29 protein-coding genes are annotated in these 24,275 nt (G+C 58.3%); 20 read left to right on the top strand and 9 right to left on the bottom strand.

The annotated features are described in order from the left end of the window. Nucleotides 1–158: 158 nt before the first annotated feature. The 12 genes from IB234_RS20710 (at nt 159) to IB234_RS20765 (ending at nt 7,826) form a co-directional block, all read left to right on the top strand. Entirely contained in the window at nt 159–560 is a 402-nt protein-coding gene (locus tag IB234_RS20710) for a hypothetical protein (protein ID WP_192321552.1), read from the top strand. 352 nt (nt 561–912) lie between these two features. Beyond that, nucleotides 913–1,413 (top strand): hypothetical protein, encoded by a 501-nt coding sequence (locus tag IB234_RS20715; protein ID WP_192321554.1) that lies wholly within the window; start codon nt 913–915, stop codon nt 1,411–1,413. A gap of 77 nt (nt 1,414–1,490) precedes the next feature. Next, entirely contained in the window at nt 1,491–2,033 is a 543-nt protein-coding gene (locus tag IB234_RS20720; RefSeq protein WP_192321556.1) for a hypothetical protein, read from the top strand. Between the two features lie 115 nt (nt 2,034–2,148). Then, nucleotides 2,149–2,631 (top strand): topoisomerase DNA-binding C4 zinc finger domain-containing protein, encoded by a 483-nt coding sequence (locus IB234_RS20725; RefSeq protein WP_192321935.1) that lies wholly within the window; start codon nt 2,149–2,151, stop codon nt 2,629–2,631. 105 nt (nt 2,632–2,736) lie between these two features. Continuing rightward, nucleotides 2,737–3,051 (top strand): hypothetical protein, encoded by a 315-nt coding sequence (locus tag IB234_RS20730; protein WP_192321558.1) that lies wholly within the window; start codon nt 2,737–2,739, stop codon nt 3,049–3,051. Nucleotides 3,052–3,177: 126 nt separating this feature from the next. Continuing rightward, entirely contained in the window at nt 3,178–3,618 is a 441-nt protein-coding gene (locus IB234_RS20735; protein WP_192321560.1) for an SMI1/KNR4 family protein, read from the top strand. A 62-nt stretch (nt 3,619–3,680) separates the two neighbouring features. After that, the gene (locus tag IB234_RS20740; RefSeq protein WP_192321562.1) at nt 3,681–4,058 is read left to right on the top strand and encodes a hypothetical protein; all 378 of its coding nucleotides are present in this window, start codon (nt 3,681–3,683) and stop codon (nt 4,056–4,058) included. Between the two features lie 81 nt (nt 4,059–4,139). Beyond that, nucleotides 4,140–5,360 carry a DUF4238 domain-containing protein gene (locus IB234_RS20745; protein WP_225580744.1) on the top strand — a complete coding sequence of 407 codons (1,221 nt, stop codon included), beginning with the start codon at nt 4,140–4,142 and terminating at the stop codon, nt 5,358–5,360. A 17-nt stretch (nt 5,361–5,377) separates the two neighbouring features. Next, nucleotides 5,378–6,052 carry a hypothetical protein gene (locus tag IB234_RS20750; RefSeq protein WP_192321567.1) on the top strand — a complete coding sequence of 225 codons (675 nt, stop codon included), beginning with the start codon at nt 5,378–5,380 and terminating at the stop codon, nt 6,050–6,052. A 395-nt stretch (nt 6,053–6,447) separates the two neighbouring features. Beyond that, nucleotides 6,448–6,744 carry a putative quinol monooxygenase gene (locus IB234_RS20755; RefSeq protein ID WP_318652058.1) on the top strand — a complete coding sequence of 99 codons (297 nt, stop codon included), beginning with the start codon at nt 6,448–6,450 and terminating at the stop codon, nt 6,742–6,744. A 34-nt stretch (nt 6,745–6,778) separates the two neighbouring features. Further along, a complete protein-coding gene (locus IB234_RS20760; protein WP_192321571.1) occupies nt 6,779–7,183 on the top strand; it encodes a hypothetical protein in 405 nt (134 codons plus the stop codon). 55 nt (nt 7,184–7,238) lie between these two features. Then, nucleotides 7,239–7,826, top strand: a complete 588-nt coding sequence (locus tag IB234_RS20765; RefSeq protein WP_192321574.1) for a DUF3828 domain-containing protein — start codon at nt 7,239–7,241, stop codon at nt 7,824–7,826. A 36-nt stretch (nt 7,827–7,862) separates the two neighbouring features. Here IB234_RS20765 and IB234_RS20770 read toward each other — a convergent pair whose 3' ends face one another. The 3 genes from IB234_RS20770 to IB234_RS20780 form a co-directional block, all read right to left on the bottom strand. Continuing rightward, nucleotides 7,863–8,744: a DMT family transporter gene (locus IB234_RS20770; protein WP_192321576.1), complete on the bottom strand. Its 882-nt coding sequence runs from the start codon at nt 8,742–8,744 to the stop codon at nt 7,863–7,865. A gap of 91 nt (nt 8,745–8,835) precedes the next feature. After that, entirely contained in the window at nt 8,836–9,171 is a 336-nt protein-coding gene (locus tag IB234_RS20775) for a tRNA-binding protein (protein WP_192321578.1), read from the bottom strand. A 92-nt stretch (nt 9,172–9,263) separates the two neighbouring features. Beyond that, on the bottom strand, nt 9,264–10,007 hold the full coding sequence (locus tag IB234_RS20780) for an AraC family transcriptional regulator (RefSeq protein WP_192321581.1): 744 nt from the start codon (nt 10,005–10,007) through the stop codon (nt 9,264–9,266). A gap of 135 nt (nt 10,008–10,142) precedes the next feature. Here IB234_RS20780 and IB234_RS20785 point away from each other — a divergent pair, with 135 nt between their 5' ends. Together IB234_RS20785 and IB234_RS20790 are read left to right on the top strand one after the other, a co-directional pair. Then, the gene (locus tag IB234_RS20785) at nt 10,143–10,952 is read left to right on the top strand and encodes a UDP-2,3-diacylglucosamine diphosphatase (protein WP_192321583.1); all 810 of its coding nucleotides are present in this window, start codon (nt 10,143–10,145) and stop codon (nt 10,950–10,952) included. After that, nucleotides 10,949–11,983, top strand: a complete 1,035-nt coding sequence (locus IB234_RS20790) for a glycosyltransferase family 4 protein (RefSeq protein ID WP_192321585.1) — start codon at nt 10,949–10,951, stop codon at nt 11,981–11,983. The genes IB234_RS20785 and IB234_RS20790 overlap by 4 nt, the downstream gene beginning before the upstream one ends. A 70-nt stretch (nt 11,984–12,053) precedes the next feature. Here the strand turns inward: IB234_RS20790 and fdxA are convergent, their stop codons facing one another. Both fdxA and mutS read right to left on the bottom strand, forming a co-directional pair. Then, nucleotides 12,054–12,377, bottom strand: coding sequence for a ferredoxin FdxA (gene fdxA, locus IB234_RS20795; protein ID WP_192321587.1), 324 nt, complete (start codon nt 12,375–12,377; stop codon nt 12,054–12,056). A gap of 139 nt (nt 12,378–12,516) precedes the next feature. After that, nucleotides 12,517–15,084: a DNA mismatch repair protein MutS gene (gene mutS / locus IB234_RS20800; protein WP_192321589.1), complete on the bottom strand. Its 2,568-nt coding sequence runs from the start codon at nt 15,082–15,084 to the stop codon at nt 12,517–12,519. A gap of 684 nt (nt 15,085–15,768) precedes the next feature. Between mutS and IB234_RS20805 the strand changes: the two genes are divergently transcribed. The 3 genes from IB234_RS20805 to recX all read left to right on the top strand — a co-directional run bounded on the left by IB234_RS20805 (nt 15,769) and on the right by recX (nt 17,890). Further along, nucleotides 15,769–16,269 (top strand): CinA family protein, encoded by a 501-nt coding sequence (locus IB234_RS20805; protein WP_192321591.1) that lies wholly within the window; start codon nt 15,769–15,771, stop codon nt 16,267–16,269. Nucleotides 16,270–16,356: 87 nt separating this feature from the next. Then, on the top strand, nt 16,357–17,397 hold the full coding sequence (recA, locus tag IB234_RS20810; RefSeq protein WP_192321594.1) for a recombinase RecA: 1,041 nt from the start codon (nt 16,357–16,359) through the stop codon (nt 17,395–17,397). Between the two features lie 16 nt (nt 17,398–17,413). Next, the gene (gene recX, locus IB234_RS20815) at nt 17,414–17,890 is read left to right on the top strand and encodes a recombination regulator RecX (protein WP_412547940.1); all 477 of its coding nucleotides are present in this window, start codon (nt 17,414–17,416) and stop codon (nt 17,888–17,890) included. Between the two features lie 86 nt (nt 17,891–17,976). Here recX and IB234_RS20820 read toward each other — a convergent pair whose 3' ends face one another. Together IB234_RS20820 and IB234_RS20825 are read right to left on the bottom strand one after the other, a co-directional pair. Next, nucleotides 17,977–19,056, bottom strand: coding sequence for an LOG family protein (locus tag IB234_RS20820; protein WP_192321596.1), 1,080 nt, complete (start codon nt 19,054–19,056; stop codon nt 17,977–17,979). Between the two features lie 380 nt (nt 19,057–19,436). Continuing rightward, nucleotides 19,437–19,838, bottom strand: a complete 402-nt coding sequence (locus tag IB234_RS20825; protein WP_192321598.1) for a quorum-sensing-regulated virulence factor family protein — start codon at nt 19,836–19,838, stop codon at nt 19,437–19,439. A gap of 122 nt (nt 19,839–19,960) precedes the next feature. Here IB234_RS20825 and IB234_RS20830 point away from each other — a divergent pair, with 122 nt between their 5' ends. After that, nucleotides 19,961–20,674: a tRNA-uridine aminocarboxypropyltransferase gene (locus IB234_RS20830; RefSeq protein ID WP_192321600.1), complete on the top strand. Its 714-nt coding sequence runs from the start codon at nt 19,961–19,963 to the stop codon at nt 20,672–20,674. On the opposite strand, the gene IB234_RS20835 is transcribed toward IB234_RS20830, so the two are convergent. Further along, nucleotides 20,675–21,556: a DMT family transporter gene (locus IB234_RS20835; RefSeq protein ID WP_192321602.1), complete on the bottom strand. Its 882-nt coding sequence runs from the start codon at nt 21,554–21,556 to the stop codon at nt 20,675–20,677. Between the two features lie 125 nt (nt 21,557–21,681). Here IB234_RS20835 and erdR point away from each other — a divergent pair, with 125 nt between their 5' ends. Together erdR and IB234_RS20845 are read left to right on the top strand one after the other, a co-directional pair. Next, nucleotides 21,682–22,332 (top strand): response regulator transcription factor ErdR, encoded by a 651-nt coding sequence (erdR, locus tag IB234_RS20840; protein ID WP_192321604.1) that lies wholly within the window; start codon nt 21,682–21,684, stop codon nt 22,330–22,332. Nucleotides 22,333–22,401: 69 nt separating this feature from the next. Next, complete coding sequence (locus tag IB234_RS20845; protein ID WP_192321606.1) at nt 22,402–22,767, top strand: diacylglycerol kinase; 366 nt, start codon at nt 22,402–22,404, stop codon at nt 22,765–22,767. 170 nt (nt 22,768–22,937) lie between these two features. Here IB234_RS20845 and IB234_RS20850 read toward each other — a convergent pair whose 3' ends face one another. After that, the gene (locus tag IB234_RS20850; protein WP_192321607.1) at nt 22,938–24,269 is read right to left on the bottom strand and encodes a DUF58 domain-containing protein; all 1,332 of its coding nucleotides are present in this window, start codon (nt 24,267–24,269) and stop codon (nt 22,938–22,940) included. Between the last annotated feature and the right edge of the window lie 6 nt (nt 24,270–24,275).

Genomic DNA, 24,275 nt, shown 5'->3' on the forward strand with positions numbered 1-24,275 from the left:
GAAGAGCAGTCTGCTAATTTCGACAAAACCTGCTTGAACCCGCGCGAATACACACCGGAGCGCTGCTAACAATGCGCTCAACTGACGCTCACTTCGTTCGCTGGACGTCCAAAAGCTGCGCTTTTGGACGCCCGTTAGCTTAATCGTTAGCCACCAACATGAAAAACATCGCCATAAAAACGATCTGCGCCTTGGTAGGGATCTTCGGATTAGTGGTCTTGATTACCATACCTGCACTTTATCTCCAGGGCTTTTATGCGCCGATGGGCCATGAGGTTGCAGCACTGAAAATATCTAGCTCGGTTGTTCGTGGCGCCTTTCTTATAGTGTGTGCACTAGCCGCATGGCGCTACAATTTCCGAGCAGCATGGCTTGCATGGGGAGCTTTCGCAGCTTTCTTCATCGGCGGCGCTGCCGACCAAGTAATTAAGCATGGCGTCGTTAATGGGTTTGAAAACTTAATTCCGGCCTACTACATCGCATCAGCAGTACACGCTCTGGTTGCAATAGCGCTATGGCTGCTTCTTCCAAAGCCGGACGCATGCTCGGTGAGAGGCTAACAATGCGCTCAACTGCCGCTCACTTCGTTCGCTGGACGTCCAAAAGCTGCGCTTTTGTCCGCCCGTTAGCTTAATCGTTATGTGAACCCAGATCACCTTCATGGCTAAACAGAAGAATCTATACACAAACGACAGGTGGTTCGAGTTCTCACGGCGAGTGCAGCTGAGGGATGGAAATAGGTGTTTAAAATGCCACAGATCGCCTCCTAACGTAGTGCTTCAAGTTCACCATGAATTATATATTCCCAATAAAAAACCTTGGGAATACGCTCTAAGCGACTGCGCAACACTGTGCAAAGGATGTCATGCACGGGAGCATGGGCACGTAGAGCCAAACAGTGGCTGGTTCCTAATGTCTATTGATGACTTAGGGGATCTTATTGGCACTTGCGAGCGTGAGGGATGTGGCAACGATATAAGGTACGAGCATCTCACTTATCATCCGGAGTGGGGCTACAAAATAGTCGGCAGCACATGCATTGAGCATTTAACAAAAAAAGATAAGAACCTTAGTGCAAAGGTGTTGACCTGCTACCGAAACATTAGCTCATTCGCTCACGGCACAAGTTGGTATCAAGGCAAAACAAAATCAGACAAACCATACGTAGGCGCACAGCACGGCCATGATTTAATTCGCATCTATGGCCAAGATGGCGGGTATGCATTTCAAGTTGCGCTGAAGGAGAAAGGGCGGAAATTTCATCACTTCAAAGATATAGTGCGTGCCTCTGGAAAAACGCTGGACGAAGTCAAAGAACTGGCATACATAACACTAAAGGGGCTAACCACTGAAGATGAAGAAGAAAAATCCATGCTCAGGAACCTGTATAGAAGCATTAAGCAAGTCACATAACAACTGGTTCAAGTCGTTCGCTCCGCTCATTCGGGACCGGCTAAAGCCGGCCCCTTAACCAAACGTTAGGTATCAAAATGGATCCAGATGCCCGCCTTGAAGAGTGGATTAAAGTCTCTGTAGCCACCGCACGCTTTGACCCTTTCATGCTCCCGATCATACAAAGCCTGGGGAAAATAGATACTGACCTCATCAAAGCTGACGCTGAGTATCTAGCAAATTTTGAGACATTAAATAACTCCATTGACGAGTCAATAAAGCTAGGGGAGCGCATCACTACGTCTTATCTATGGGTCTTGGGCTCATACGAAGTCATCCGAACAATGTCTCAGAGAATTAGCGACGGAGTTGTTTCAGCCTCCAACGATCTTACCGAACATTTTCGGTCCGTAAAAAATGACTTTAATCGCCTCAGAGTTCCGCTAGCAAAATTTGAGTCCTCACAACGCCACAAATCAACTGACAGTCACATTGCATTTCCGGGAATCCACCTAGATCACGGTATTTCTTGGCAGGTAAGTGAAGACACACACATTGCAAGAAGAGAGCTATCCGATAAATTTCTTGTACTACTAGCTCATTCCAGAAGTGAAAAAATAAAATCGAGCAATGAAACCTAACAATGCGCTCAACTATCGCTCACTTCGTTCGCTGGACAGCCAAAAGCTACGCTTTTGCCTGCCCGTTAGCTTAATCGTTATACCCATCCAGAAATTCAGCTCTCGGCGAGCCTCGATGATTGAGAGACATTTAAAGAAATTCACCGCAGCAGTATTTATCCTCACACTTATACTGCTGAAACTAATAATCGGCCCTGTCACGTGCAATAGCGGCTGGAAGTCACCATCAATTGGCCGTTCAGGTGCTTGCTCGCATCATGGTGGTGTAGCAGGCTGGAAAGGGTCTCTGCCAATTTTGCTGAGCGGGGGCGCCGCACTTTGGTTCTTTATATCTTTCAGTCCCAAAAGCACTCCACCCAGAGTAACAACCACCTCAGCGGAACTCCCAAGCGGAACAAATAGCACTCAACCAGTTACGCCACCAACCCCAAATTCAGAAAGAAAAAGTCAAAATATAGTCACGTGCCCAAGGTGCAGTTCTCTCATGTCTTTAAGAACGGCAAAGAAAGGTAAAAATCCAGGTAGTAAATTCTGGGGCTGCAGCAAATACCCACGTTGCAAAGGGACTAGATCATATACACCGGAGCAAGGGGTATAACAATGCGCTCAACTGCCGCTCACTTCGTTCGCTGGACAGCCAAAAGCTACGCTTTTGTCTGCCCGTTAGCTTAATCGTTAGGTACCCTTAGCAGAGAGTGCAGTAATGGCCGGCTCCATAATTATCAACAAGCAATCCGTGCACGATCTGAGAACAATTGACTTCATGTGGTTGGCGGAGGAGCTTCGTTCGGAAAAGGGAAAGGCAGCGGCCGTACTGGCGAAGGTGCTTTGGCCTCTAGATGAGGGAGGCATGGACATGCTCCAGGCTGACGACCTAGATGAAGTAGAGTTCAAGCTATTTGCGCAAACTGTAAGAAATATCTGCAACTCCTCCGCGAGCACAGATATAGATTCAGGGATGAGTCAATTTCTTGTATTGCTGCTACAAGACATTGAAGAAGATGCGAGGTACTTATGAGAAGCTCAATCTCTCTTGTTAAGCTGGTAAAGGCTGCAGCGCATCGCAAGGGTTGCCTAACAATGCGCTCAACTGCCGCTCACTTCGTTCGCTGGACGCCCGTTAGCTTAATCGTTAGGCGTCATCATGAACCTTCGTGACCTGTTGTCGCAGCCAGACCGCACGTGGCATTTCAAGCCCGGCGCCACTGCGGATGAAATCGAAGCCTTGGTCACGCGCAGCCCCGTCGAGTTGCCAGACCGCTTGTTAGAATTACTGGCCACTTCAAATGGAGGGGAGGGAGAACTGGCGGCTGAGCCTCTGTGGTTCTGCTTGGACCCAGTACGGGAAATTATCGAGTCAATCTCTGACTCCTTCCTTGCGGAGTTCTTCCCTGGCTATTTCTTCTTCGGAGGCAATGGCGGTATGGAGCGAATCGCTCTCGATGTCCGCAGCGGTGTACCTCGTGAGGTGGTCATGATTGATCCGATCGCGGGCCCAAGTTCCGCTGTCCCTATAGCCCCCAGCTTTAATGAGTTTGTTCAGGCAATCGGCGTCACTTCGGATGACTCCGAGAATGACGCCTAACAATTCGTCCAAGCCGACGCCGCTTCGCGGCCCGGCTTAACTCAGGCGTTAGAGCTAAAGGCATGGAAGCAACCCTAGATCTATATAATTTCGTCAGATCAAATTTCCCTGAAATTACCGCCAAAGCTGATCGTGAGCACATTCGACTTTGGGGCGAGTTAGACCCTGAGTTTGCATACTCTTGGTTCGGCAGTCTGGCTAATGCGCTGAATGCAGAAATGTGTAAAGGCACAAATTACGAGAGCCACTCAAAGCTATTCATATTTATCAGCAACAGCCTCGAGAATTGCACAAAAGAAATTCGCAACTGCATTGATGTATCGTTTACTGAAAATTTGTTCTGGCAGGTTCCAGGCGAAAAAGCAGCGCCCTACTGGCACACCCTGCCTGAACCACTCAAAGAGCTATATTTAGGTTTCCATCGCCGTGCACCGCTCTAACAAACGGTTCAAGTCGCTCGCTTCGCTCACTCGGGACCGGCTAAAGCCGGCCCCTTAACCAAACGTTAGGCTTTCATAGTGATGCTGAACCATATATACAAGATTGATCCATCGGCTTCTCCAGAAAAGGCTCAGCAGCTAGCAGAGATCTGGGGCGAGGTAGTTAGCTCGATAATAAAGGAAATGCTCGATATTGCGAATCCTCAAATGGAGGACTTGCATATAAATCTTCGTGAAGAGATGGCGCATGAGCTAGCTAAATTAATCTTATTTACTTCAGAAAAAGTCGCATCTGATCGAATGAACGGGCGGGCTACAAATGAAATTGACCAGCATGTAGAGCGCGAGCAATGTTTCAGTTTAGAAGGTAAGGAGCGAATATCGAATACTGCACGAAACTTTGCAAGCCAAATATGGTTGCGCAAATATAATGAAAGATGGAAACCCAAAACAGTTACCGCCCTACGAAAGGGAAAAAATCCAAATAAAAAACCCATTACACCTAAGGCAGTTGAAAACAATCATTTTATCCCGAAGTCCTTCATCAAAAGATACTGGTCAGAAAGTCAATTTGTCTACAGAAACATCAAGACACCAGAAGGGATAGAGGAAAAAAAGGAAACTCCCTTTGGCAGCTGGGGCTTTAGAAAAAACCTATACTCTGACAGGTTAGAGGCATATTTTGGACTTTTGGAGGGAGATGCGGTTCGACCTATCCAAATGATGTTAGATGTGGAACCTTTGAACCGGCCTCAACGCGAGGCGTTGATCGGCTTCATAGTAATTCAGAGGATACGAAACCCTCATTTCGTGGAGTCATTAAAGAAATTTGTTGCTCCCTTGGTCGCCTCCGAAGTGGGGGCCGATAAGGCGGAAGACGAGCGGTACATGAGAGATGTTTATGAAACACTCTACAGCCAGAACGAGTTCTACGATAAGTTAGCTAGGCCAATAATGTACAGTCGTTGGGTTGTCGTACGTTCAGAAACTCCAGATTTTGTTTTGCCAGATGTATGTAATATATTTGGGCGTCACGAAGGTAGGCAGTACGTTTTTATGCCTTTAACTCCAAAAGATTGCCTAGTCGTGCTTCCAATTGAAGTAAAAGAGCCTCGAATCGTTCCTCATTATATAAAGGCATCTGGCTCCATGACTCAAAACATATCATACATACTACGCTGTGCTGCCAAAAGTGAGTTTCTGAGCACTACGAACGCATCATTTTCCAGCGTCAACGAAGAGTCTAACAAAATCATGCAGCGGATAATTTTGTCTATCGCCAAAATTACCGCTGATGAATAGCGCTAGGTGCCTCCGGCATGAATAGTGACCATCCTCCACAGAGCGAACTCGTCAGGGAGTTACTACTGTCGCTTAAACAAGACAGTGACGAACTGTTGAAGCTCGGAATGCAAGTTGTCGGGCCTTCTGGCAGTCCAATGTTTCCACTCGACTGGGTAGTATTCGCGGCCATCAAGAGGAGCATAAGCACCGCGAGTGCTGTCACGGCAATGGTTCAGGCGTGGAACATGGTCTGTGCACGCTCATTGCTTCGAATGCACATTGATACTGCATTACGATTCTCCGCTGCGTGGCTGGTCGCAGAGCCGCACACCTTTGCCACAAATTTGTTAGCTGGTGCGCGCATCGACAAGCTGAAGGACACGAATGGAAAGAGACTCACGGATGCACACCTTGTAGAAATACGTAAGAGCGACTATCCGTGGCTGCCGGATGTCTATTCAAATTTATCTGGCTATGTTCACTTTTCGGGCTCACATATCCACGATGCAATATCAAACCTTGTGGACGAAGATCGGACCATTGAGTTCTTGATTTCTGATACGGATTTAAAATTCCCTGAATTTAGCTGGGTCGAAATATTGGAGTGTTTCAGAGAAGTCACGTCAATTCTGGCTAATTATCTTCAAGGCTACGCTCAGACAAAAAAGCTGACTCCAGAGGAACTTGAAGCGTTACGTAGAGACGCCTAGCAACTGGTTCAAGTCGTTCGCTTCGCTCACTCGGGACCGGCTAAAGCCTGCCTCTTAATCAAACGTTAGGCATCTTCATGAATTCCGAGCCGAAACACAGCACAGTGATCTACGAGCGTTGGCTCAACGGCGCATATAAAGGGCGCTGGATCTACAAGCGTGAGGGCCATTCTTTCGGACTTCTGATGCTCCTAAGCTCTTTGAGCAGCGTCCGTACAAACAAAAAGAAACATCAAAAACCGAATGCCTCTTTCGCGAATCTGAGGAAGGCCTTCATATCGCACTGTTCTACGACGGCTTCCCAGGCAATATGAGTGGAGATGCCTAACAATGCGCTCAACTGCCGCTCGCCTTATTCGCTGGGCGCCAAAAAACTGCGCTTTTGATATAAGTGGATTAACTCAACGCTCAAAGTAATAGCCCATGATTTCATCAGGCCGGAGCACATTCAAGATGTCATGCCTCTCTATCGAGAGTTAGTCGCGAGGACCAAGGAAGAGGCGCTATGTGTGTCGTATGATATTTATATTGATCAGAAAGACCCCGGGCACTTCGTGTTTATAGAGGAGTGGCCTGATCGGGAAGCATTGGACGTGCATTGCAATACTGAGCACTTCAAGAGGCTGGTGCCGCTGATAGATCAGTATCAACGATCACCTGGAACCTACTTGCTTATGGACGCCTTTCAATGATTCAGCCATTCCATCCGATCTTGCTTCTCTTCAGATGAAAACGGCCTTCCTTGTGCTGATTTTTCTGCTTCATGTGCTGGCGGTAGGGGCTGCATTTCTCATTGCATTCGGATATTTATTTTTTCTGACCAGCCAGGGCATTGTCATGACGCTTTACGCTGGGGCGTCTATTGCTGCACTCTGCTACTTCGCTTTTTGCCCTCGTACTTTCTTGGTTACTCGAGTTGGCTGGGTTGCTACTGTCATTCTTGCGGTAGCTGCATCTCTATTAGCGTTAGCTCAGCTCTACGTGGACTTAACGTTCTTTGAAGGGTCTGAGTTATCTGCAGTTACTTTTCGTGCTCTAAATATCGGGATGTTCGCCATTTTTGTTTTGCGAGGCGCGCTGGAGAAGGAAGCACAGTGCCGGAAGCCATGCGTCCTGACATGGTGTCTTTGATTCGGCAAGGACGACTTGCTTCCACCGTTCGAGAGGGCTGTCTGGAGTGATTGGTATGCAGTGGGCTGTTTCGGTCGGCGCCAGGGGGGTATGCCGCGAGGCGGGGTCGCTTCGTTCTGGCGCATTGGCGATTCTGCTGATCGCGGGGCTGGTAGCTCCGGCTTCATGGGCGGATGAGCGTTCGCCGACGCAGGTGGTGGAGGAGTTCTATCGTTGGCGTATAAGTCCCGATGCTCAGGAGTCAGCGAATGATGCCGACATGAGGTATGCGTCTGGGCGCGGTTTGTTCGGCAAGGAGCTGATGGGAGCCCTGGAGGCGCAGGCCGCCTATGAGCACTCCTGTGCGCGGGTAGTTCCCACGGACATGAAGCCGCATATGATCGATCAGGATCCATTCTTCCTGGAGGCAGATGGGGCCAAATCTCTTTCGTCTCTTACCACTCGCGTCGCGGGTGATGTCGCCCGTGTTTCGGCACATCTTGCGTATGACGACTATCGGTGGACGGACCAGGTGCTCCTCACCCGGCAAGGAGCTCGTTGGGTCATTCTGGATATCGAGTGGGAGGGCGGTGGCAAGCTCACCGGAAGACTGGTGGCCTTTGCCGGAATTCCTTGCCTGGACCCAGAGAGTCCCTCGCGTTGATTAGCCCTCGTTCTACGAGCGTCTGAGGGCCATGCCTCAGGCTGTGTGCCCGGCGCCTTTTGGCTCGATCGGGCTGCGGTTCAGGCGTGCCGAGATCACGGTAGCCAGAAGAATCAGCGCACTACCGAACAGCATGCGCACACCCGGTTCTTCGTCAAAAATCCACCAGGCGAAGGCGATGCCGTAAACAGGCTCCAGGGCGAATACCACCGAGGCGCTGCGGGCGTTGAGTACTCGTAGACTGGCCACGAAGAGGCTGTGCGCCAGCGCAGTACACAACAGGCCGAGCAGGGCGATCCACAGCCAGTCCATGGGGCGAACATCCGCCAGCAGATGGATCGAGAGTGGCAAGCTAACTACGGCGATGCCGAGGTTCTGCCAGTAGGCCGCCTGCGCTGGTTTCACCCCCCGGGTAGTGGCCCGGTTGCCGACCGAGACCATGGCGAACAGCAGTCCGGACAGTACTGCCCAGCCCAGTCCCAAGGTGGCCTGGTTACCAAAGTCGAAATGCGGTGTGACCAGCACCAGGCCCAGGCAGACCAGTGCCACCACCCCCCACTCGGTGCGGCGGATTCGTTCGCGGAACAGCAGGCCTTCCAGCAGGACGGTGAATGCCGGGAAACTGGCGAAGCCGAGTGTGGCGATGGCGACACCGGATACTTTGACGGCCACGAAGAATGTCCACCAGTGCGCGCCTAGCAGCAAGCCGACCGCGGCGAGGGCCATGCGCTGGCGTCCGTCGAGGCGGGCCGTCTTTTCGCCGAACTGTGTGTATGCCCCCAGTGCGGCCATGGCGAATAGCGCACGCCCGAACACGATCACCAGCGGGGCGGCCAGTGCCAACTTGCCGAAGATGCCGGAAAGACCGAAGAAGACGGCGCCCAGGTGGAGGGCGAGGAGGGCGGTGCGGTGCTGCATGGACTACCTGGGCTGTTGAGTGGGGCACTGTAGAGAGGTGACTTGGGGGATGTCATGTCCCCCGATGCCGCTACGGCTACTGGGGCGTGGCTCAGGCCAGGCGGGCCCCGTTGGGTAGTGGCCTGTCGAAGCTGGCCAGCACTACCTTGCCGTCCTGGTCGTAGACTCCGGTCACCAGCACTTCCGATCGCACGCCGGCGACTCGTTTGGGGGCGAAGTTGCACACGCACAGGACCTGGCGGCCGATCAGTTCCTCGGCGCCATAGTGGGCGGTGAGCTGGGCGCTGGAGGTCTTGACGCCCAACTCGCCGAGATCGACCTCCAGCACATAGGCGGGCTTGATCGCCTTGTCATTGATGCGTGCGCTGAGCAGGGTGCCGACGCGCAGCTCGACGCGCTCGAAGTCCTGCCATTCGATGGTCTGCATGGAAGCCGCTCTCCTGAATGATCGGCAGAGTCTAGATGGATGACCTGTGCCGATCTGTCGCGGGGCTCGCGGACTTTGTCGCGCGACTCGCGTCAGCGGTCGGCGCGTAGCTGCCTGGGCGTCAGGCCGAACTCGCGGACCAACGCGGCGGTGAATGCACTCTGCGAGCCATAGCCGACCTTGGCGGCGATATCGCCAACCGGCAGACGGCTCTGCAGCAGCCACTGGCGACCCAGTTGCAGGCGGCGGGTGCGTACATGGTCCATTGGCGTGCGCCCGGTTTCGGCGAGGAAGCGGGCGTGGAAGCGCGCGGTCGAGAGGTCGCAAAGGCGAGCAAGATCGGCAACCTGCAGCGGGTGGGCGCAGTGGCGGTCGATGTAGGCGTCGATCCTGGTCAGTGGGAGGCTGGCCGGAGCGAGAGGATTGGTGTTGCTCAGACTGGCCAGCAGTAACGCGGCGCCTTGCTGGCCGATCACTTCATCGTTGATCGGGCTGGATGCCAGCCAACTGACCAACTGCCCTTGCCCCTGGTCGAGCTGCAGTCTTCCGGGCTTGTCCAGCAGGCGGCGACTGGCATCGGCATGGTGGCCGAGGCGTTGCTGCAGCCACCCATCCATCGGTACATCCAGTACCAGGCACCGACTGCCCAGGACGCTGGCGCATGCATGATGGGCCCCTGGTGGCACTACGGCCAGGCTCAGGCTGGAGACCTGGCAGCCGCGGCCATCCACCTCGAAATCCAGCTGGCCGCTGAGACCGAACACCAGCTGGGCATGCTCGTGACTGTGGGCAATCTGTTCATGGTCGTAGTGGCGCAGAGTGAGCAGCTGGTGCATGGCTGGCGGCTCCTGATCGAGCGGTCAGTGTACACGCCGTGTCCGTCCGCGGCTTGTCATGCAATGGTCACTCGTTCGTCATGGTCATTTCACCGCGTGCGCGCAATCTCGGCTAAACCCAGCCGGAGGCCGCCCATGAGCATCGCCGAGCGCAGCAAGCCCAGCCGCAAGCAGCACGTCCGCACCCTGTGGATATCCGACGTCCACCTTGGTACCCGTGATTGTCAGGCCGAGCGCCTGGCCGGGTTCCTCAAGCGCTACCAGGCAGACCGTGTCTACCTGGTCGGCGACATCATCGATGGCTGGAAGCTGCGTGGCGGTATCTACTGGCCGCAGGCCCATACCAATGTGATCCGCCGTCTGTTGACCATGAGCAAGCGCGGCACCGAGGTGATCTACGTCACCGGCAACCACGACGAATTCCTGCGCCGCTACTCGACCCTGATGCTCGGCAACATTCAGTTGGTCGACGAGGCTGTTCACACCACGGCCGACGGCCGCCAGCTGCTGGTGATCCACGGTGACCAGTTCGACGTGATCACCCGCTATCACCGCTGGCTGGCCTTCCTCGGTGATTCCGCCTACGAATTCACCCTGACCCTCAACCGCTGGCTCAACCACTGGCGCGAACGCTATGGCTACGGCTACTGGTCGCTGTCGGCCTACCTCAAGCACAAGGTGAAGACGGCGGTGAACTTCATCAGCGACTTCGAGGAAGCCATCGCCCACGAATGCGTCAAACGAGGGCTTGATGGCGTGGTCTGTGGGCATATCCACCATGCGGAGATCCGCCAGGTGAACGGCGTGGAGTACCTCAATTGTGGTGATTGGGTGGAGTCCTGCACGGCACTGATCGAGCATCTGGACGGCAGCATCCAGCTGTTCCGCCTGGCCGAGGAACAGGCCAGGGAGGCAGATCTGGCCGCTGTCGGGCAGGCCGCATGAGGATTCTCATCGTCAGCGATGCCTGGCACCCTCAGGTCAACGGCGTGGTCACCAGCTTGCAGGCACTGGTGGTCGAGCTGCGTGGCCTGGGGCATCTGGTCAAGGTCCTGTCGCCACAGGATTTCCGTCATTTGCCATGCCCGAGCTATCCGGAAATACCCCTGGCCTGGGACCTGTGGCGCGTCGGTCCGGCGATTCGTGACTTCCGCCCGGACTGTGTGCACCTGGCTACCGAAGGGCCGCTGGGCTGGGCTGCACGGCGCTGGCTGATGCGCCGCGGACTGATGTTCTCCAGCGCCATCCATACGCGCTTCCCCGAGTATGTGCATACCCGCTGGCCGCGGATTCCGCTGGAGTGGGGTTATGCCTTCCTGCGCCGTTTCCATCGACCTAGCCAGGCGGTGCTGGTGAGTACCGAGCGTATGCGATCAGAGTTCGCGGCGCAGGGTCTGGATCGTCTGCACCTATGGCGAAAGGGAGTCGACACGACATTGTTTCGCCCACAGGGCGAGGCCCCCGTGGAGCCGGTGTTCCTCTACGTGGGGCGGCTGGCGGCGGAGAAGAATCTGCACGCTTTCCTCGGGCTGGAGCTGCCGGGCGAGAAGCGCGTGGTCGGCGACGGTCCGGAGCGGGGCGCACTTGAGGAACACTACCCACAGGTACATTTCCTCGGTTTCCAGCAGGGTGAGGCGCTGGCGCAGTCTTTCGCCAGCGCCAGCGTGCTGGTGTTCCCTTCGCGTACCGACACCTACGGTCTGGTCATGCTCGAGGCGTTGGCCTGTGGAACACCGGTGGCGGCCTTTCCCGTGGCGGGGCCTCTGGATGTTCTGAAGCCGGGGCTGACCGGGGTCATGGATGAGGATCTACGCAAGGCCTGCCTGGGGGCGCTGTCGCTTTCCCGCGACGCTTGTGCGAATCATGCGGCGCATCAGTCCTGGCGTGCCTCCGCGCTGGAGTTCCTGGCTTGCCAGTCATCGGTGGAGGGTATGGGTGAGCTGAATAGTCCGCAGGTACTGCAGACGCTTGCATAGCTCCGCCACAGGCTCAGAGGCATATAAAGAAGAAGGCCCGCATTCGCGGGCCTTCTTCTTGGCAGGGAGCTTAGCGCTCCAGGTGCTGCAGCTTGTCTTTCACGCCATCCCATTCCTCGGCATCCGCGAGGGCATCCTTCTTCTCGGTGATGTTTGGCCAGACGTCCGCCAGCTCGGCGTTGAGCTCGATGAATTCCTGCATGCCATCCGGCACTTCGTCTTCGGAGAAGATCGCCTGGGCAGGGCACTCCGGCTCGCACAGCGCGCAGTCGATGCATTCGTCCGGGTGGATGACCAGGAAATTCGGACCTTCGTAGAAGCAGTCCACCGGGCAGACTTCGACACAGTCGGTGTATTTGCATTTGATGCAGTTGTCGGTAACGACGAAGGTCATTCTGATTCTCTCCTCGTGCGGCGGCACCTGGGCCCCGTCTGCGCAGGGTTTGCAGGCGCTCGATAAAGGCCGCGGCTCAGGCTGTAAACCGGGCAGTCGTAAAAATGCGCGCGATTCTAGCAGCTTGAGCGGGTTGGCGTTAGATGCGCGTCTTCCATGTATATAACAACTCCATGGCTCGACGAGGTGTCAGATCATCAGGATTGATCTTGCTCAACTCCTCGAGCACCGGATGCGGCAGGGCTGCGAACATGTCGCTCTGCAGCGGTGCGGCTAATTGTCCCGGTTCGCTGCGTGGCAGGTCGTGGGGCAGGCTGGTGGTCTCCAGGCGGGCCAGATGCTCACGGGCGCGCTGGATCACCGGGCCGGGTACGCCGGCCAGTTGCGCCACCGCCAGGCCGTAACTCTGGCTGGCCGGGCCGGGCAGCACGTGGTGCAGGAAGACGATGCGCTCATTGTGCTCGGTGGCATTGAGGTGCACGTTGGCTACCACCGGCTCGCTTTCAGGTAATACGGTCAGCTCGAAGTAGTGGGTAGCAAAAAGCGTCCAGGCGCGCAGCTTGGCCAGGTGCTCGGCGGCCGACCAGGCCAGCGACAGGCCATCGAAGGTACTGGTGCCGCGGCCCACCTCGTCCATCAGCACCAGGCTGCGGTCGCTGGCGTTGTGCAGGATATTGGCGGTCTCGCTCATCTCCACCATGAAGGTGGAACGGCCACCGGCCAGGTCGTCGCTGGAACCGATACGGGTAAAGATGCGGTCCACCAGCGACAGCTCGCACGCGGCTGCCGGCACGTAGCTGCCGATATGGGCCAGCAGCACGATCAGCGCGGTCTGGCGCATGTAGGTGGACTTACCGCCCATGTTCGGGCCGGTGATGATCAGCATGCGGGTGCCGTCGTCGAGGCCCAGATCGTTGGCGACGAATGGCGTCTCCAGCACCTGCTCGACCACCGGGTGACGGCCCTGGTCGATGCGCATGCAGGGCTCATCGACGAAGCGCGGACGGTTCAGGTCGAGGTTCAATGCGCGCTCTGCCAGGTTGGCCAGCACGTCCAGTTCGGCCAGGGCGCCGGCGGTGTCCTGCAGCGGTGCCAGTTGGGCGATCAGCAGCTCCAGCAGTTCTTCGTAGAGCTGCTTCTCGCGGGCCAGGGCGCGGCTCTTGGCCGACAGTGCCTTGTCCTCGAAGGTCTTCAGCTCTGGGGTGATGAAGCGCTCGGCGCCTTTCAGGGTCTGGCGGCGGATGTAGTCGGCCGGGGCCGACTCGGCCTGTTTACTCGGCAGCTCGATGAAGTAGCCATGCACGCGGTTGTAGCCGACCTTGAGGTTGGCCAGGCCGGTACGCTCCTTCTCGCGCGCCTCCAGGTCCATCAGGTATTGGCCGGCGTTCTCGCTGATCGACTGCAGCTCGTCCAGCTCGGCGTCGTAGCCGGTCTTCAGCACGCCGCCGTCGCGGATCACCGCCGGCGGGTTGTCGATGATCGCTCGTTGCAGCAGGTCGGCCAGTTCCGGGTAGGTGCGGATATTCACCGCCAGTTCGGCCAGGTGCGGGGCGTCCAGCTCGGCCATGGCGCTCTGCAGTTGCGGCAGTGCGGCGAGTGCGTCGCGCAGGCGTGCCAGGTCGCGTGGCCGGGCATTGCGCAGGCCGATACGGGCGAGGATGCGCTCGACATCGCCGATGTCCTTGAGCTGCGGCTGCAGTAGTTCGAAACGGTAGCGGTCGAGCAGGCAGGCGATGGCCTCCTGGCGTGCTTCCAGTACGGACCGATCGCGCAGCGGACGATTCAGCCAGCGGGTCAGCAGGCGCGAGCCCATGGCGGTCTGGCAGCGGTCGACCACCGATTGCAGGGTGTTGTCGCGGCCGCCGGCCAGGTTGGTGTCCAGTTCCAGGTTGCGGCGGCTGGCGCCGTCGAGGATGACGGTGTCGTCCAGGCGTTCATGGCGCAGATTGCGCAGGTGCGGCAGGGCGGTGCGCTGGGTTTCCTTGGCATAGATCAGCAGGCAGCCGGCGGCGCCGATGGCCAGGGTCAGGCCCTCGCAGCCGAAGCCCTTGAGATCCTGCACGCCGAACTGCTGGCACAGGCTCTTGCGCGCGCTGTCGCGCTCGAAGTCCCAGGGCGCACGGCGACGCACGCCTCGGCGTTTCTCGATCGGCAGGCCCTGGGGCCAGTCGTCGGGGATCAGCAGTTCGGCGGGGCTCAGGCGCTCCAGTTCGGCCAGCAGGTTCTCCCAGCCTTTCATCTCCTGGACGCTGAAACGGCCGCTGGTGATGTCCAGCACGGCCAGGCCGAACAGCTTCTCGTCACCCAGGATGGCGCCGACCAAGTTGTCGCGGCGTTCGTCGAGGAAGGCCTCGTCGCTGATGGTGCCGGGGGTGATGATGCGCACCACCTGGCGCTCCACCGGGCCCTTGCTGGTGGCTGGGTCACCAATCTGTTCGCAGATCGCCACCGCCTCGCCGAATTTCACCAGGCGTGCCAGGTAGCCTTCGGCCGAGTGGAAGGGGATGCCGGCCATGGGAATGGCCTGGCCGGCCGACTGACCACGGGCGGTGAGGGTGATGTCGAGCAGGGCCGCAGCCTTCTTGGCGTCTTCATAGAACAGTTCGTAGAAGTCGCCCATGCGGTAGAACATCAGCATGTCCGGGTGCTGGTTCTTCAGCTTCCAGTATTGCTGCATCATTGGGGTGTGTTGGGAAAGGTCGGACATTCAATAACTTAGCGTTGTTTGTCTGATGAGAGAGCGTTTTTGTCGAGCGCTTTGCGCCTCGCATTCCGATGATGCCGAGGCTGTCCGAGATTTTTGCGGACTGGCGAGATGCCTGTTTAGCGATGACCTGCCCTGAGAGCGACGAAGGGTAACATGCCCGGCTAGTCAGCAGTCGCTGTGCTGCTGGTTCGCCCAGCAGTAGAATCAGCTATGGGCGAGAAGGGTTTTACTCCCTCCACACGGCATTCTCCTCTACCGTTTGCGAGCTAGGTTGTTGATCCACGCCTCTGTTGCGTTTGTTGGATGGAACGCTATCGCCCGACGGATGGTTGGGCCGGGTGTGAACCATTTATCAATCGGGCGTCCAAGAGGGGGTGGTTAAGGACGATCCTAAGTTACGTGATCTAGGGTCGGCCTATCGAGCGGTGGGTCGGCCACTTTTTAGGAATGATCACGTGTTGCTGCAGCGAGATTTCTGCCGCAGTGACATTCCCAATGCCTGTCAGAACTTTCCATCTGTCGCGCCAGTCGCGACATTCTCCAATGCCCCGATCGATTGAGCCGAACGGCTAGATTCGGCTCGGCGAGCTTTATGTCCTCGTCATGTGGCGCCGTCTTCCTGATTCTGCTGAAAGGACCAATCCTGTGGTGTAGGGTGTCTCATTCAGCATTCCCGGAGAACACATGGACCCTATTACTCAGCAGGCCGAGATGCTTGGCGCTCGCCTCGTTGCTCTGGAAGCCCAGGTCAGTACGGCTGAATCCTGTACCGGCGGTGGTATCGCCGAAGCGATTACCCGGGTTGCCGGCAGTTCTGCTTGGTTCGAGGCAGGCTATATCACCTATTCCAATTCGCAGAAAACTGCCCAACTGGCGGTTCCAGCTGCTCTGTTCTCCAGCGTGGGTGCCGTCAGTCAGGAGGTTGTCGAGGCGATGGCCAGGGGAGCGCAACGTCAGAGCGGGGCACGCTACGCGGTTGCGGTAAGTGGGATAGCCGGCCCGGGAGGTGGCTCCATGGAAAAGCCGGTCGGAACCGTTTGGCTGGCCTGGGCTGACGGAGCTCAGTGTTTTACCGAGCGCTGCCTGTTCGCGGGAGATCGTGACTCCGTGCGCAGCCAAACGATTCGTCACGCGCTGGATGGGTTGCTCCGACTGACGGCGGGAGAAAATCCGGGGCAGGGGTAGGCGACTGACTTGCCTTATGAAATACTACTGTCTACTTATACAGTTGTTGGCGAGCGAACGGCTCCCTTTGATCACGTGAGGATGGAAATGGACGAGAACAAGAAGCGCGCGTTGGCGGCTGCCCTGGGCCAGATCGAGAAGCAGTTCGGCAAGGGTGCCGTGATGCGTATGGGCGACCACGACCGCCAGGCCATTCCGGCCATCTCTACCGGCTCCCTCGGCCTCGACATCGCGCTCGGCATCGGCGGCCTGCCGAAGGGCCGTATCGTCGAGATCTACGGTCCGGAATCCTCTGGTAAGACCACCCTGACACTGTCGGTCATCGCCGAAGCCCAGAAGGCCGGTGCCACCTGTGCCTTCGTCGACGCCGAACACGCGCTTGATCCGGATTACGCTGGCAAGCTGGGCGTCAACGTCGATGATCTGCTGGTCTCGCAGCCGGACACTGGCGAGCAGGCACTCGAAATTACCGACATGCTGGTACGTTCCAACGCCGTCGACGTGATCATCGTCGACTCCGTGGCTGCCCTGGTACCCAAGGCCGAGATCGAAGGCGAGATGGGCGATGCCCACGTCGGCCTGCAGGCCCGCCTGATGAGCCAGGCGCTGCGCAAGATCACCGGCAACATCAAGAATGCCAACTGCCTGGTCATCTTCATCAACCAGATCCGTATGAAGATCGGCGTGATGTTCGGCAACCCGGAAACCACCACCGGCGGTAACGCCCTGAAGTTCTACGCCTCCGTACGCCTGGACATTCGTCGTACCGGTGCGGTGAAGGAAGGTGACGAGGTGGTCGGCAGCGAGACCCGCGTCAAGGTGGTGAAGAACAAGGTGGCCCCGCCGTTCCGCCAAGCCGAGTTCCAGATCATGTACGGCAAGGGTATCTACCGTACTGGCGAGATCATCGACCTGGGTGTGCAGCTCGGCCTGGTGGAGAAGTCCGGTGCCTGGTACAGCTACCAAGGCAACAAGATCGGCCAGGGCAAGGCCAATGCCGCCAAGTACCTGGAGGACAACCCGGAGGTGGGTGGTGCCATCGAGAAGATCATCCGCGAGAAGCTGCTGGTCGACTCCGCAGCCCGTGGCGCGGTCGAGACTGACGAGACGGCCGATCTGGATGCCTGATCGGCTTGCCTGAAGCATGGAGCGTTCCGCAAGTGGCATGCTCGACAACCCGGTCGCGGTGCGCCGGGTTGCCATGGATCTGCTGGCCCGGCGTGAGCATGGGCGGGTCGAACTGGTGCGCAAGCTGCGTCAGCGCGGTGCTCCGCAGGATCTGATCGACAGTGCGCTCGATCGCCTCGCGGAGGAGGGGCTGCTGTCGGAGTCTCGTTATCTCGAAAGCTTTGTGGCCAGTCGTGGACGAGCTGGCTATGGTCCCATGCGAATCCGTGAAGAGCTGGCGCAGCGGGGCTTGTCCAGGCCCGATATCGAGCAGGCGCTGAGCGAGGCTGAGATCGATTGGGGGGAGCAGCTGCGCGAGTTGTGGCAGCGCAAGTTCGCCGGTCAGTTGCCGGCGGATATGCGCGAGAAGGCCAAGCAAGCACGCTTTCTCGCCTATCGAGGTTTCCCGCAGGAACAGATTGGCCGCCTGCTACGTGGTGCCAGTCTGGACTGATTTCCCCTTGAGCCCGGAGCGTTCCCCTCTCCGGGCTCCGTTTTTTCTACCTCACCCTCGTGTTGGTCGGACGACAATCAAGGGTTTCAGCCGTTCTGCACCCAGTTCTGCGGCAGATTGATGAAGTCGACCAATTCACGCAGACGCCCATGGTCGCGAGCGTTGAAATGGAATGCCAAACGAACCAGATCGAACAGCTCCGGTTCATCGCGTTCCTTTTCGTCGGCTGGTTGCTGCTGATAGTCGCCGCTCAGGCAAAGATCGAAGAACTCCTTGTTCAGTACCTGAATGGCCGACTCGTTGAGCGGGTGGTTCATGCGAATCACGAATTGGCCCTTGAGCCAGCGTGATGAGTGGTAGTTGCGATAGAAGCGAGCGATTTCCTGGCCGGCTTCCTCAGCGCTGTGTACCAGGCGCACCAAATGTAGATCACTGGGGAGTATGTAGCGGCGCTCTTGTAGTTGGCTTCCGAGCAGACGCAGGAAACTCTCCCAGTAGTCACTGTCCGGCTCGTCTAGCAGGACGATAGGGACCAATGGACTCTTGCCGGTCTGCACTAGCGTCATCACCTCCAGCGCTTCATCCAGGGTGCCGAAGCCACCAGGACAGAGCACTAGCGCGTCGGCCTCTTTGACGAAAAACAATTTGCGCAGAAAGAAGAAGTGGAATGACAGCAGGTTGCCGCTGCCCTGCATGGTGGCATTGGCACCTTGCTCGAAGGGTAGGGTGATGTTGAAGCCCAGGCTGTTTTCCCTACCAGCACCTTCATGGGCGGCGGCCATCACGCCACCGCCTGCACCGGTGATGACCATCAGGTCGAGACGAGACAAAGTCTGGCCGAGTTCGCGTGCCAATTGATAAACGGGATGGTCAGGCGGGGTGCGCGCGGAGCCGAATACCGTGACCTTGCGCCGCCGCTTGAACTGCTCGAGGGTGCTGAAGGCCAGTTCCATTTCGCGCAGGGTCTGCAGCATGATCTTGGCATCCCAGCGGTTACGATCTGCCTGTGCCATGCGGATCACGGTGGTGAGCATTTCCTGGTACAGCGGCAGGTTGGGGCTGGCGGTGGGAACCACGAGGGCGGCGAGCTCTTCGACCTTGCTGCTCAGATCAACGCCGCTAGTGTGGAAATGGCGGGATAGATAGTCATCCGGTTCATAAGGCATGGACATCTCCTTCTACTGAGGCGGCTCGACACCTGTTCTATGGTGTCGAGCGCCTAGCCAGAGTATGGCCCGCCCCGTGACGTTTTAGCTGCAAGATCGGCTTTCATGTCATTCGTCCGCCTCCACCAGACCCCGCCAAGGATCTGTTTTACTGCTGGGGTGAAGCCGCACGGCCGCCGATGAATGCAAGAGGTTTAAAAAAGAGAAGAAGATATGCCCGAGCTGACATTGGAGCTTGAACTGGGGTGTATCGCATGCTGTTGCGGGCAGCGCCTGACCTGAGTTGAGACTGGAGGGTGGTTTGCGCCGATCCGGCTACATGCCGGCTCTACATGGCGCAGTTGAGCGCAGATGGTAAGCATCTGCGCAGCAAGAGCTTGTCACTGCAGTCCGCAGTCCGCCTTGGCGAAGCGCTCGACAGTGATCGGCCGGTTGGTCTTGTACTCGCTGAACTGGTAGCGCAGCACGGCACCGCTGCTTAGCAGTTGGCTGTAACCGGGATTCCTGCAAACGCTGGCGGCCAGCTGACTGCGAACGCTCTGCGGGTTGCTGCGCATCTGTTCTGCGTGGGCAGGTCGCACGCTGAGATGGTTGATCAGTTCGTTACCTTCGACCGTATAGCCTTGATCGAGAATGTCCTCGTTGATTGCCCGCGGAGTGCCTGCGCTGCTTTCCTTGGCTACCTTCTCAAGCATGCGAGTCAACTCGTGCTCCTGTAACGAGGCGGCCTGGGCGAGAGGCAGGAAGGCGGCGATGGCGAATAGGGTAACGAGGCGGGGCATGGTGATCTCCATATGGGCGGTGCAGCCTTCGACCGGCACTCCTGGCACGGGTTCAGCAGGAAGCCATCTTACTCCCTGTCGGTGGTGGGGGTAGACTGCGCGCCTTTTCCGTGGAGTCAGTCATGAGTCATGCCGTCGCCCGCCTGCGTATCGAGCGCCTGGCGCGCAGCCTCAAGCCATTCGTATCCCGTGGTTCGCGCTCCGAGCGCTGCCCCGGTTGCCGGGTGATTCCTAGTTACTGCCTATGCGCCTGGCGTCCCAGGGTCGAAGTGGAGGCCGGCGTATGTCTGTTGATGTACGACGTGGAGGCGCTGAAGCCTAGCAATACGGGCTGGTTGATCGCCGACCTGGTTGCCGATACCCATGCCTTCGGATGGCAGCGCACCGAAGTGGATCCTCGCTTGCTGGAGTTGCTGGACGATCCACAGTATGCGCCTTGCGTGGTGTTCCCCGGTGAGTACGCCGAGCCCGAACGGGTGATCGAGGAGTTGCCGTCGTTGGCAGAGGGCAAGCGACCGCTGTTCATTCTGCTCGACGCCACCTGGACCGAGGCGCGCAAGATGTTTCGCAAGAGTCCCTACCTGAACCGATTTCCTGTGCTCAGCCTGAGACCGGAACAATTGTCGCGCTATCGTCTGCGCCGCTCCAAGCGCGACGAGCATCTGTGTACCGCCGAGGTTGCTGCGCTATGCCTGGAGCTGGCTGGCGAGCCTCGAGCCGCCAGCGCTCTGGATGCCTGGCTGGACCTGTTCACGGAACATTACCTGGGCGCCAAGCACCGCCGGTTGCTGGACGAGCAGAGCCCGGCGCACCAGGCCGTCAAACCTTTCCTCTGATCAGGCCTTCTTCGGCCACAACTGTGCCAGCAGCATGCCAGTGAACATCAGTGCGCAGCCGACGTAGCCTTTCAATGCCAGTGCTTCGCCGAGCAGGAGGGCTCCGGCGATAGCGGCGAACACAGCTTCCAGCGAGAGGATGATGGCGGCATGAGAGGCGATGGCGTGCTTCTGGGCCACTACCTGCAGGGTGAAGCCCACAGCTACGCCGAGCAGGCCGCCATAGAGAATGGCCGGGCCGGCAGCAAGGATGGAGACCAGATGGATCTCCTCAAACACTACCGCCAGGATCAGGCTCAGCACCGCACAGACGGCGAACTGCAGGAGCGCCAGGCGCAATGGGTCGTGTCTGCTGGCGAAGAAGCTCACCATCAGCACATGAATGCCCCAGACGAAGGCGCCGGCCAGTTGCAGCCAGTCACCCGAGGCGACGTGGAAGCCATCGCCTACGCTGAGCAGGAACATACCGACCACCGCAAGGCTTGCGCCTAGCCAGGTGCCCAGACCGGTGCGGTGGCCAAGGAACAGGCCGAGTAGCGGCACCACAATGACATAGAGGCCGGTGATGAAGCCGGAATTGGTGACGCTGGTGAACAGCAGGCCGACCTGCTGCAGATTGATGCCCAGCGACAGTGCCAGCCCCATGGCCAGGCCGCCGAGCAGCAGACCACGATTGAGTGGAGCCGGTTTGTGTTCGCCGTTTCGCTTGCCGAGCCAGAGCACCAGTGGCAGAAGCGCCAGGGTGGCGAGTGCGAAGCGCAGACCGGTATAGAGGAAGGGCCCGATAGCATCCATGCCCAGTCGCTGCGCGACGAAGGCGGAGCCCCAGATCATCGCGGTCAGCAGCATCAACAGGTCGGCGCGGAGGGCTTGGCTTCGCATGAGGGTTCTCGGATGGGAAAAGCAGGCGACTTTGCCGTAAAGCATGGAACTTGACCACCCCGTCACGGGTGGGCATGCTGAGCGCCGCCTCGCTGGCCCGTTCGACAACAACAACAGGAAAGTACATGGCCGCTTACGAGATTCTGATCGCTGACGACCATCCGCTGTTTCGCAGTGCCCTGCAGCAGGCGCTAACCCTGGGGCTGGGGGCGGAGGTGCGCCTGGTCGAGGCTGCCAGTATCGCCGAGCTGGAGGTTTGCCTCGGAGAGAAGGGGGATTGGGACCTGGTGTTGCTCGATCTCAACATGCCTGGCGCCTATGGTTTCTCAGGCCTGGTGCTACTGAGAGGCCAATATCCACAGATTCCGGTGGTGATGATTTCGGCGCAGGAGGAGGCTGCGGTCGTCGCGCGCTCCCGCGAGTTCGGTGCCAGCGGTTTCATCCCGAAATCGAGCCCGCTGGAAACCATCCAGCAGGCCGTGCGCCAAGTGCTCGACGGCGATGTCTGGTGGCCCCCGCAGTCCTCTGCCGTTGGCAGTGTATCGGCCGAGGCCAAGGCGGCCAGCGAAGGCCTGGCGAGCCTGACTCCCCAACAGTTCCGGGTGTTGACCATGGTCTGCGAGGGGCTGTTGAACAAGCAAATCGCTTTCGAACTGAACGTGTCAGAGGCCACCATCAAGGCCCACGTTACTGCCATCTTCCGCAAGCTGGGTGTACGCACTCGTACTCAGGCTGCGTTGCTGCTGCAGCAGATGGAGTCGATCCCGGGGCAATAGCCCTTCACGCATTTTTGACGGCGCAACCTCTAAGGTGCCGCGCTTCATCGCTCAGGACAGCAGTTCTTCATGTCGCCATTCAAGGGCCAGACCGGCCTGAAACGTATTTTCAACGCCGCCGGCTATTCCTTCGACGGCCTGCGCGCGGCCTTCGTCGGCGAAGCGGCTTTCCGCCAGTTGGTACTGCTCAACGTGGTGCTGATCCCGCTGGCTTTCTGGCTCGATGTGAGCCCGGTGGAGCGGGCGCTGATGGTGGCCGTGAGCATGCTGTCGCTGATCGTCGAACTGCTCAATTCGGCAGTGGAGGCGGCCATTGATCGCATCTCGCTGGAGCGCCATCCACTGTCGAAGAACGCCAAGGACATGGGTAGCGCCGCGCAGCTCACATCCCTGGCGGTGATCACACTGGTCTGGGCAATCATTCTGATCGGCTGAGCCGCGTCAGAACCTGTTCACAGTCTGCTGTCGTCGGCCGAACGGCGTTGGAAACCGCCTCGGGTAGCTCATTTACAACTCGTAAACTCCGCACCTCGGCCATTTCCGCCACCGTTTTGCTCTAGCTCGCGAGACTTTGAACGGGTGCTGTAGGGCGAGCGCCGCTCGCCCTACAGCACTCCGGCCTTCTTCCAGGCCAGATAGCGCCCGACCAGTTCCGGCCCCAGCTCGTTCGGCCTGGCATCCAGCACCGGCACGCCGTGGGCCAGTAGTCGCTCATGCAGGCCGGCACGTGCATTCAGATAGTCGACCGTGCCGCAGTAGGCCAGAGCTTGCTCGTAGTCCTGCACCTGGGTGTGGCGCAGGCGATCCAGCACTTCTTCGCGCAGGCTGGCGATCAGCACCCGGTGCTGGCGGCCGAGGCGTTTGACCGCGCCTAGCAGCTCTTCGTCGTCCTCGTCGCGCAGGTTGGTCACCAGCACCACCAGCGCGCGGCGGCGCTGACGGGCGAGCAGGGCGTTGATCGCCGCCGCATAGTCAGCAGGGCGACGAGTGCTGTCGAGGGCATATACGGCGTTGAGCAGGCTGCTGATATGCGCCTGCCCCTTGACTGGTGCGACGTACTGATCCTGATTGCCGGCGAAAGTCGCCAGGCCGACGGCATCGCCCTGGCGCAGAGCCACATAGCTCAGCAGCAGGCAGGCATTGAGGGCGTGGTCGAAGTGCGACAGTTCATCGTCCTGGCTGCGCATGCGACGGCCACAGTCGATCAGGAAGACGATCTGCTGATCGCGTTCGTCCTGATACTCGCGGGCAATCGGCGTGCGCTTGCGGGCAGTGGCCTTCCAGTCGATCTGGCGCAATGTGTCGCCGTCACGGAACTCGCGAAGCTGGTGAAACTCCAGGCCGAGACCACGCCGCTGGCGCTGGCGTACGCCCATCTGGCTGAGCCAGTCGTCCACCGCCATCAGCTGGGCGCCGTAGAGACGGGCGAAGTCCGGGTAGACACGGGTCTCGCTGGCCTTGTCGACGAAGCGGCGAGATTGCCAGAAGCGCAGGGGGCTCGGCAGCAGTACTTCGCAGCGAGGGAAACGGAAATGGCCGCGCTTTAGCGGGCGTACCCGATAGCCGAATTCGGTCTGCTCACCCGGATGCAGTTCCACCCGCTGCGGCAAGAACTCGAAGTCCATGTGCTCGGGCAGATGATCGAAGGCCTGCACGGCCAAAGGCTGACGGTAGTCGTGGTGCAGAGTCAGACGCACCTCGCTCCAACGGCCCAGCGGCAAGTTGCCGGGGAGCTGACGCTCCAGGCGTGGAGAGGGCAGGCGGCGGAGCCACGCGGCATCCAGGCCGGCGATCAACAGCATCGCTAGCAGCAGGCCCCACCACAAGGGTGACAGGGTCTGCGGCAGCTTGATACCGAGCAGCGGCAGCGTGCCGAGGACGATGGCCAGGCCCAGCAGGCCGCCGAGCAGTCCGAGGAGCAGACGGGATGGCTTCATGCGCGA

This window comes from Pseudomonas sp. PDM16 (assembly GCF_014851865.1).
Taxonomy (GTDB): Bacteria; Pseudomonadota; Gammaproteobacteria; order Pseudomonadales; family Pseudomonadaceae; genus Aquipseudomonas.

Excerpts from the sequence above, each read along its gene's own strand:
- IB234_RS20770 (WP_192321576.1), bottom strand. The coding sequence starts at position 8,744 with ATGCAGCACCGCACCGCCCTCCTCGCCCTCCACCTGGGCGCCGTCTTC.
- IB234_RS20785 (WP_192321583.1), top strand. The coding sequence starts at position 10,143 with ATGAGCATCGCCGAGCGCAGCAAGCCCAGCCGCAAGCAGCACGTCCGC.
- IB234_RS20760 (WP_192321571.1), top strand. The coding sequence starts at position 6,779 with ATGAAAACGGCCTTCCTTGTGCTGATTTTTCTGCTTCATGTGCTGGCG.
- recX (WP_412547940.1), top strand. The coding sequence starts at position 17,414 with ATGGAGCGTTCCGCAAGTGGCATGCTCGACAACCCGGTCGCGGTGCGC.
- IB234_RS20790 (WP_192321585.1), top strand. The coding sequence starts at position 10,949 with ATGAGGATTCTCATCGTCAGCGATGCCTGGCACCCTCAGGTCAACGGC.
- IB234_RS20750 (WP_192321567.1), top strand. The coding sequence starts at position 5,378 with ATGAATAGTGACCATCCTCCACAGAGCGAACTCGTCAGGGAGTTACTA.
- IB234_RS20820 (WP_192321596.1), bottom strand. The coding sequence starts at position 19,056 with ATGCCTTATGAACCGGATGACTATCTATCCCGCCATTTCCACACTAGC.
- IB234_RS20710 (WP_192321552.1), top strand. The coding sequence starts at position 159 with ATGAAAAACATCGCCATAAAAACGATCTGCGCCTTGGTAGGGATCTTC.
- erdR (WP_192321604.1), top strand. The coding sequence starts at position 21,682 with ATGGCCGCTTACGAGATTCTGATCGCTGACGACCATCCGCTGTTTCGC.
- IB234_RS20715 (WP_192321554.1), top strand. The coding sequence starts at position 913 with ATGTCTATTGATGACTTAGGGGATCTTATTGGCACTTGCGAGCGTGAG.
- IB234_RS20850 (WP_192321607.1), bottom strand. The coding sequence starts at position 24,269 with ATGAAGCCATCCCGTCTGCTCCTCGGACTGCTCGGCGGCCTGCTGGGC.
- IB234_RS20725 (WP_192321935.1), top strand. The coding sequence starts at position 2,149 with ATGATTGAGAGACATTTAAAGAAATTCACCGCAGCAGTATTTATCCTC.
- IB234_RS20735 (WP_192321560.1), top strand. The coding sequence starts at position 3,178 with ATGAACCTTCGTGACCTGTTGTCGCAGCCAGACCGCACGTGGCATTTC.
- IB234_RS20765 (WP_192321574.1), top strand. The coding sequence starts at position 7,239 with ATGCAGTGGGCTGTTTCGGTCGGCGCCAGGGGGGTATGCCGCGAGGCG.
- IB234_RS20835 (WP_192321602.1), bottom strand. The coding sequence starts at position 21,556 with ATGCGAAGCCAAGCCCTCCGCGCCGACCTGTTGATGCTGCTGACCGCG.
- IB234_RS20805 (WP_192321591.1), top strand. The coding sequence starts at position 15,769 with ATGGACCCTATTACTCAGCAGGCCGAGATGCTTGGCGCTCGCCTCGTT.
- fdxA (WP_192321587.1), bottom strand. The coding sequence starts at position 12,377 with ATGACCTTCGTCGTTACCGACAACTGCATCAAATGCAAATACACCGAC.
- recA (WP_192321594.1), top strand. The coding sequence starts at position 16,357 with ATGGACGAGAACAAGAAGCGCGCGTTGGCGGCTGCCCTGGGCCAGATC.
- IB234_RS20775 (WP_192321578.1), bottom strand. The coding sequence starts at position 9,171 with ATGCAGACCATCGAATGGCAGGACTTCGAGCGCGTCGAGCTGCGCGTC.
- IB234_RS20740 (WP_192321562.1), top strand. The coding sequence starts at position 3,681 with ATGGAAGCAACCCTAGATCTATATAATTTCGTCAGATCAAATTTCCCT.
- IB234_RS20825 (WP_192321598.1), bottom strand. The coding sequence starts at position 19,838 with ATGCCCCGCCTCGTTACCCTATTCGCCATCGCCGCCTTCCTGCCTCTC.
- IB234_RS20745 (WP_225580744.1), top strand. The coding sequence starts at position 4,140 with ATGCTGAACCATATATACAAGATTGATCCATCGGCTTCTCCAGAAAAG.
- IB234_RS20730 (WP_192321558.1), top strand. The coding sequence starts at position 2,737 with ATGGCCGGCTCCATAATTATCAACAAGCAATCCGTGCACGATCTGAGA.
- IB234_RS20720 (WP_192321556.1), top strand. The coding sequence starts at position 1,491 with ATGGATCCAGATGCCCGCCTTGAAGAGTGGATTAAAGTCTCTGTAGCC.
- IB234_RS20830 (WP_192321600.1), top strand. The coding sequence starts at position 19,961 with ATGAGTCATGCCGTCGCCCGCCTGCGTATCGAGCGCCTGGCGCGCAGC.
- mutS (WP_192321589.1), bottom strand. The coding sequence starts at position 15,084 with ATGTCCGACCTTTCCCAACACACCCCAATGATGCAGCAATACTGGAAG.
- IB234_RS20845 (WP_192321606.1), top strand. The coding sequence starts at position 22,402 with ATGTCGCCATTCAAGGGCCAGACCGGCCTGAAACGTATTTTCAACGCC.
- IB234_RS20780 (WP_192321581.1), bottom strand. The coding sequence starts at position 10,007 with ATGCACCAGCTGCTCACTCTGCGCCACTACGACCATGAACAGATTGCC.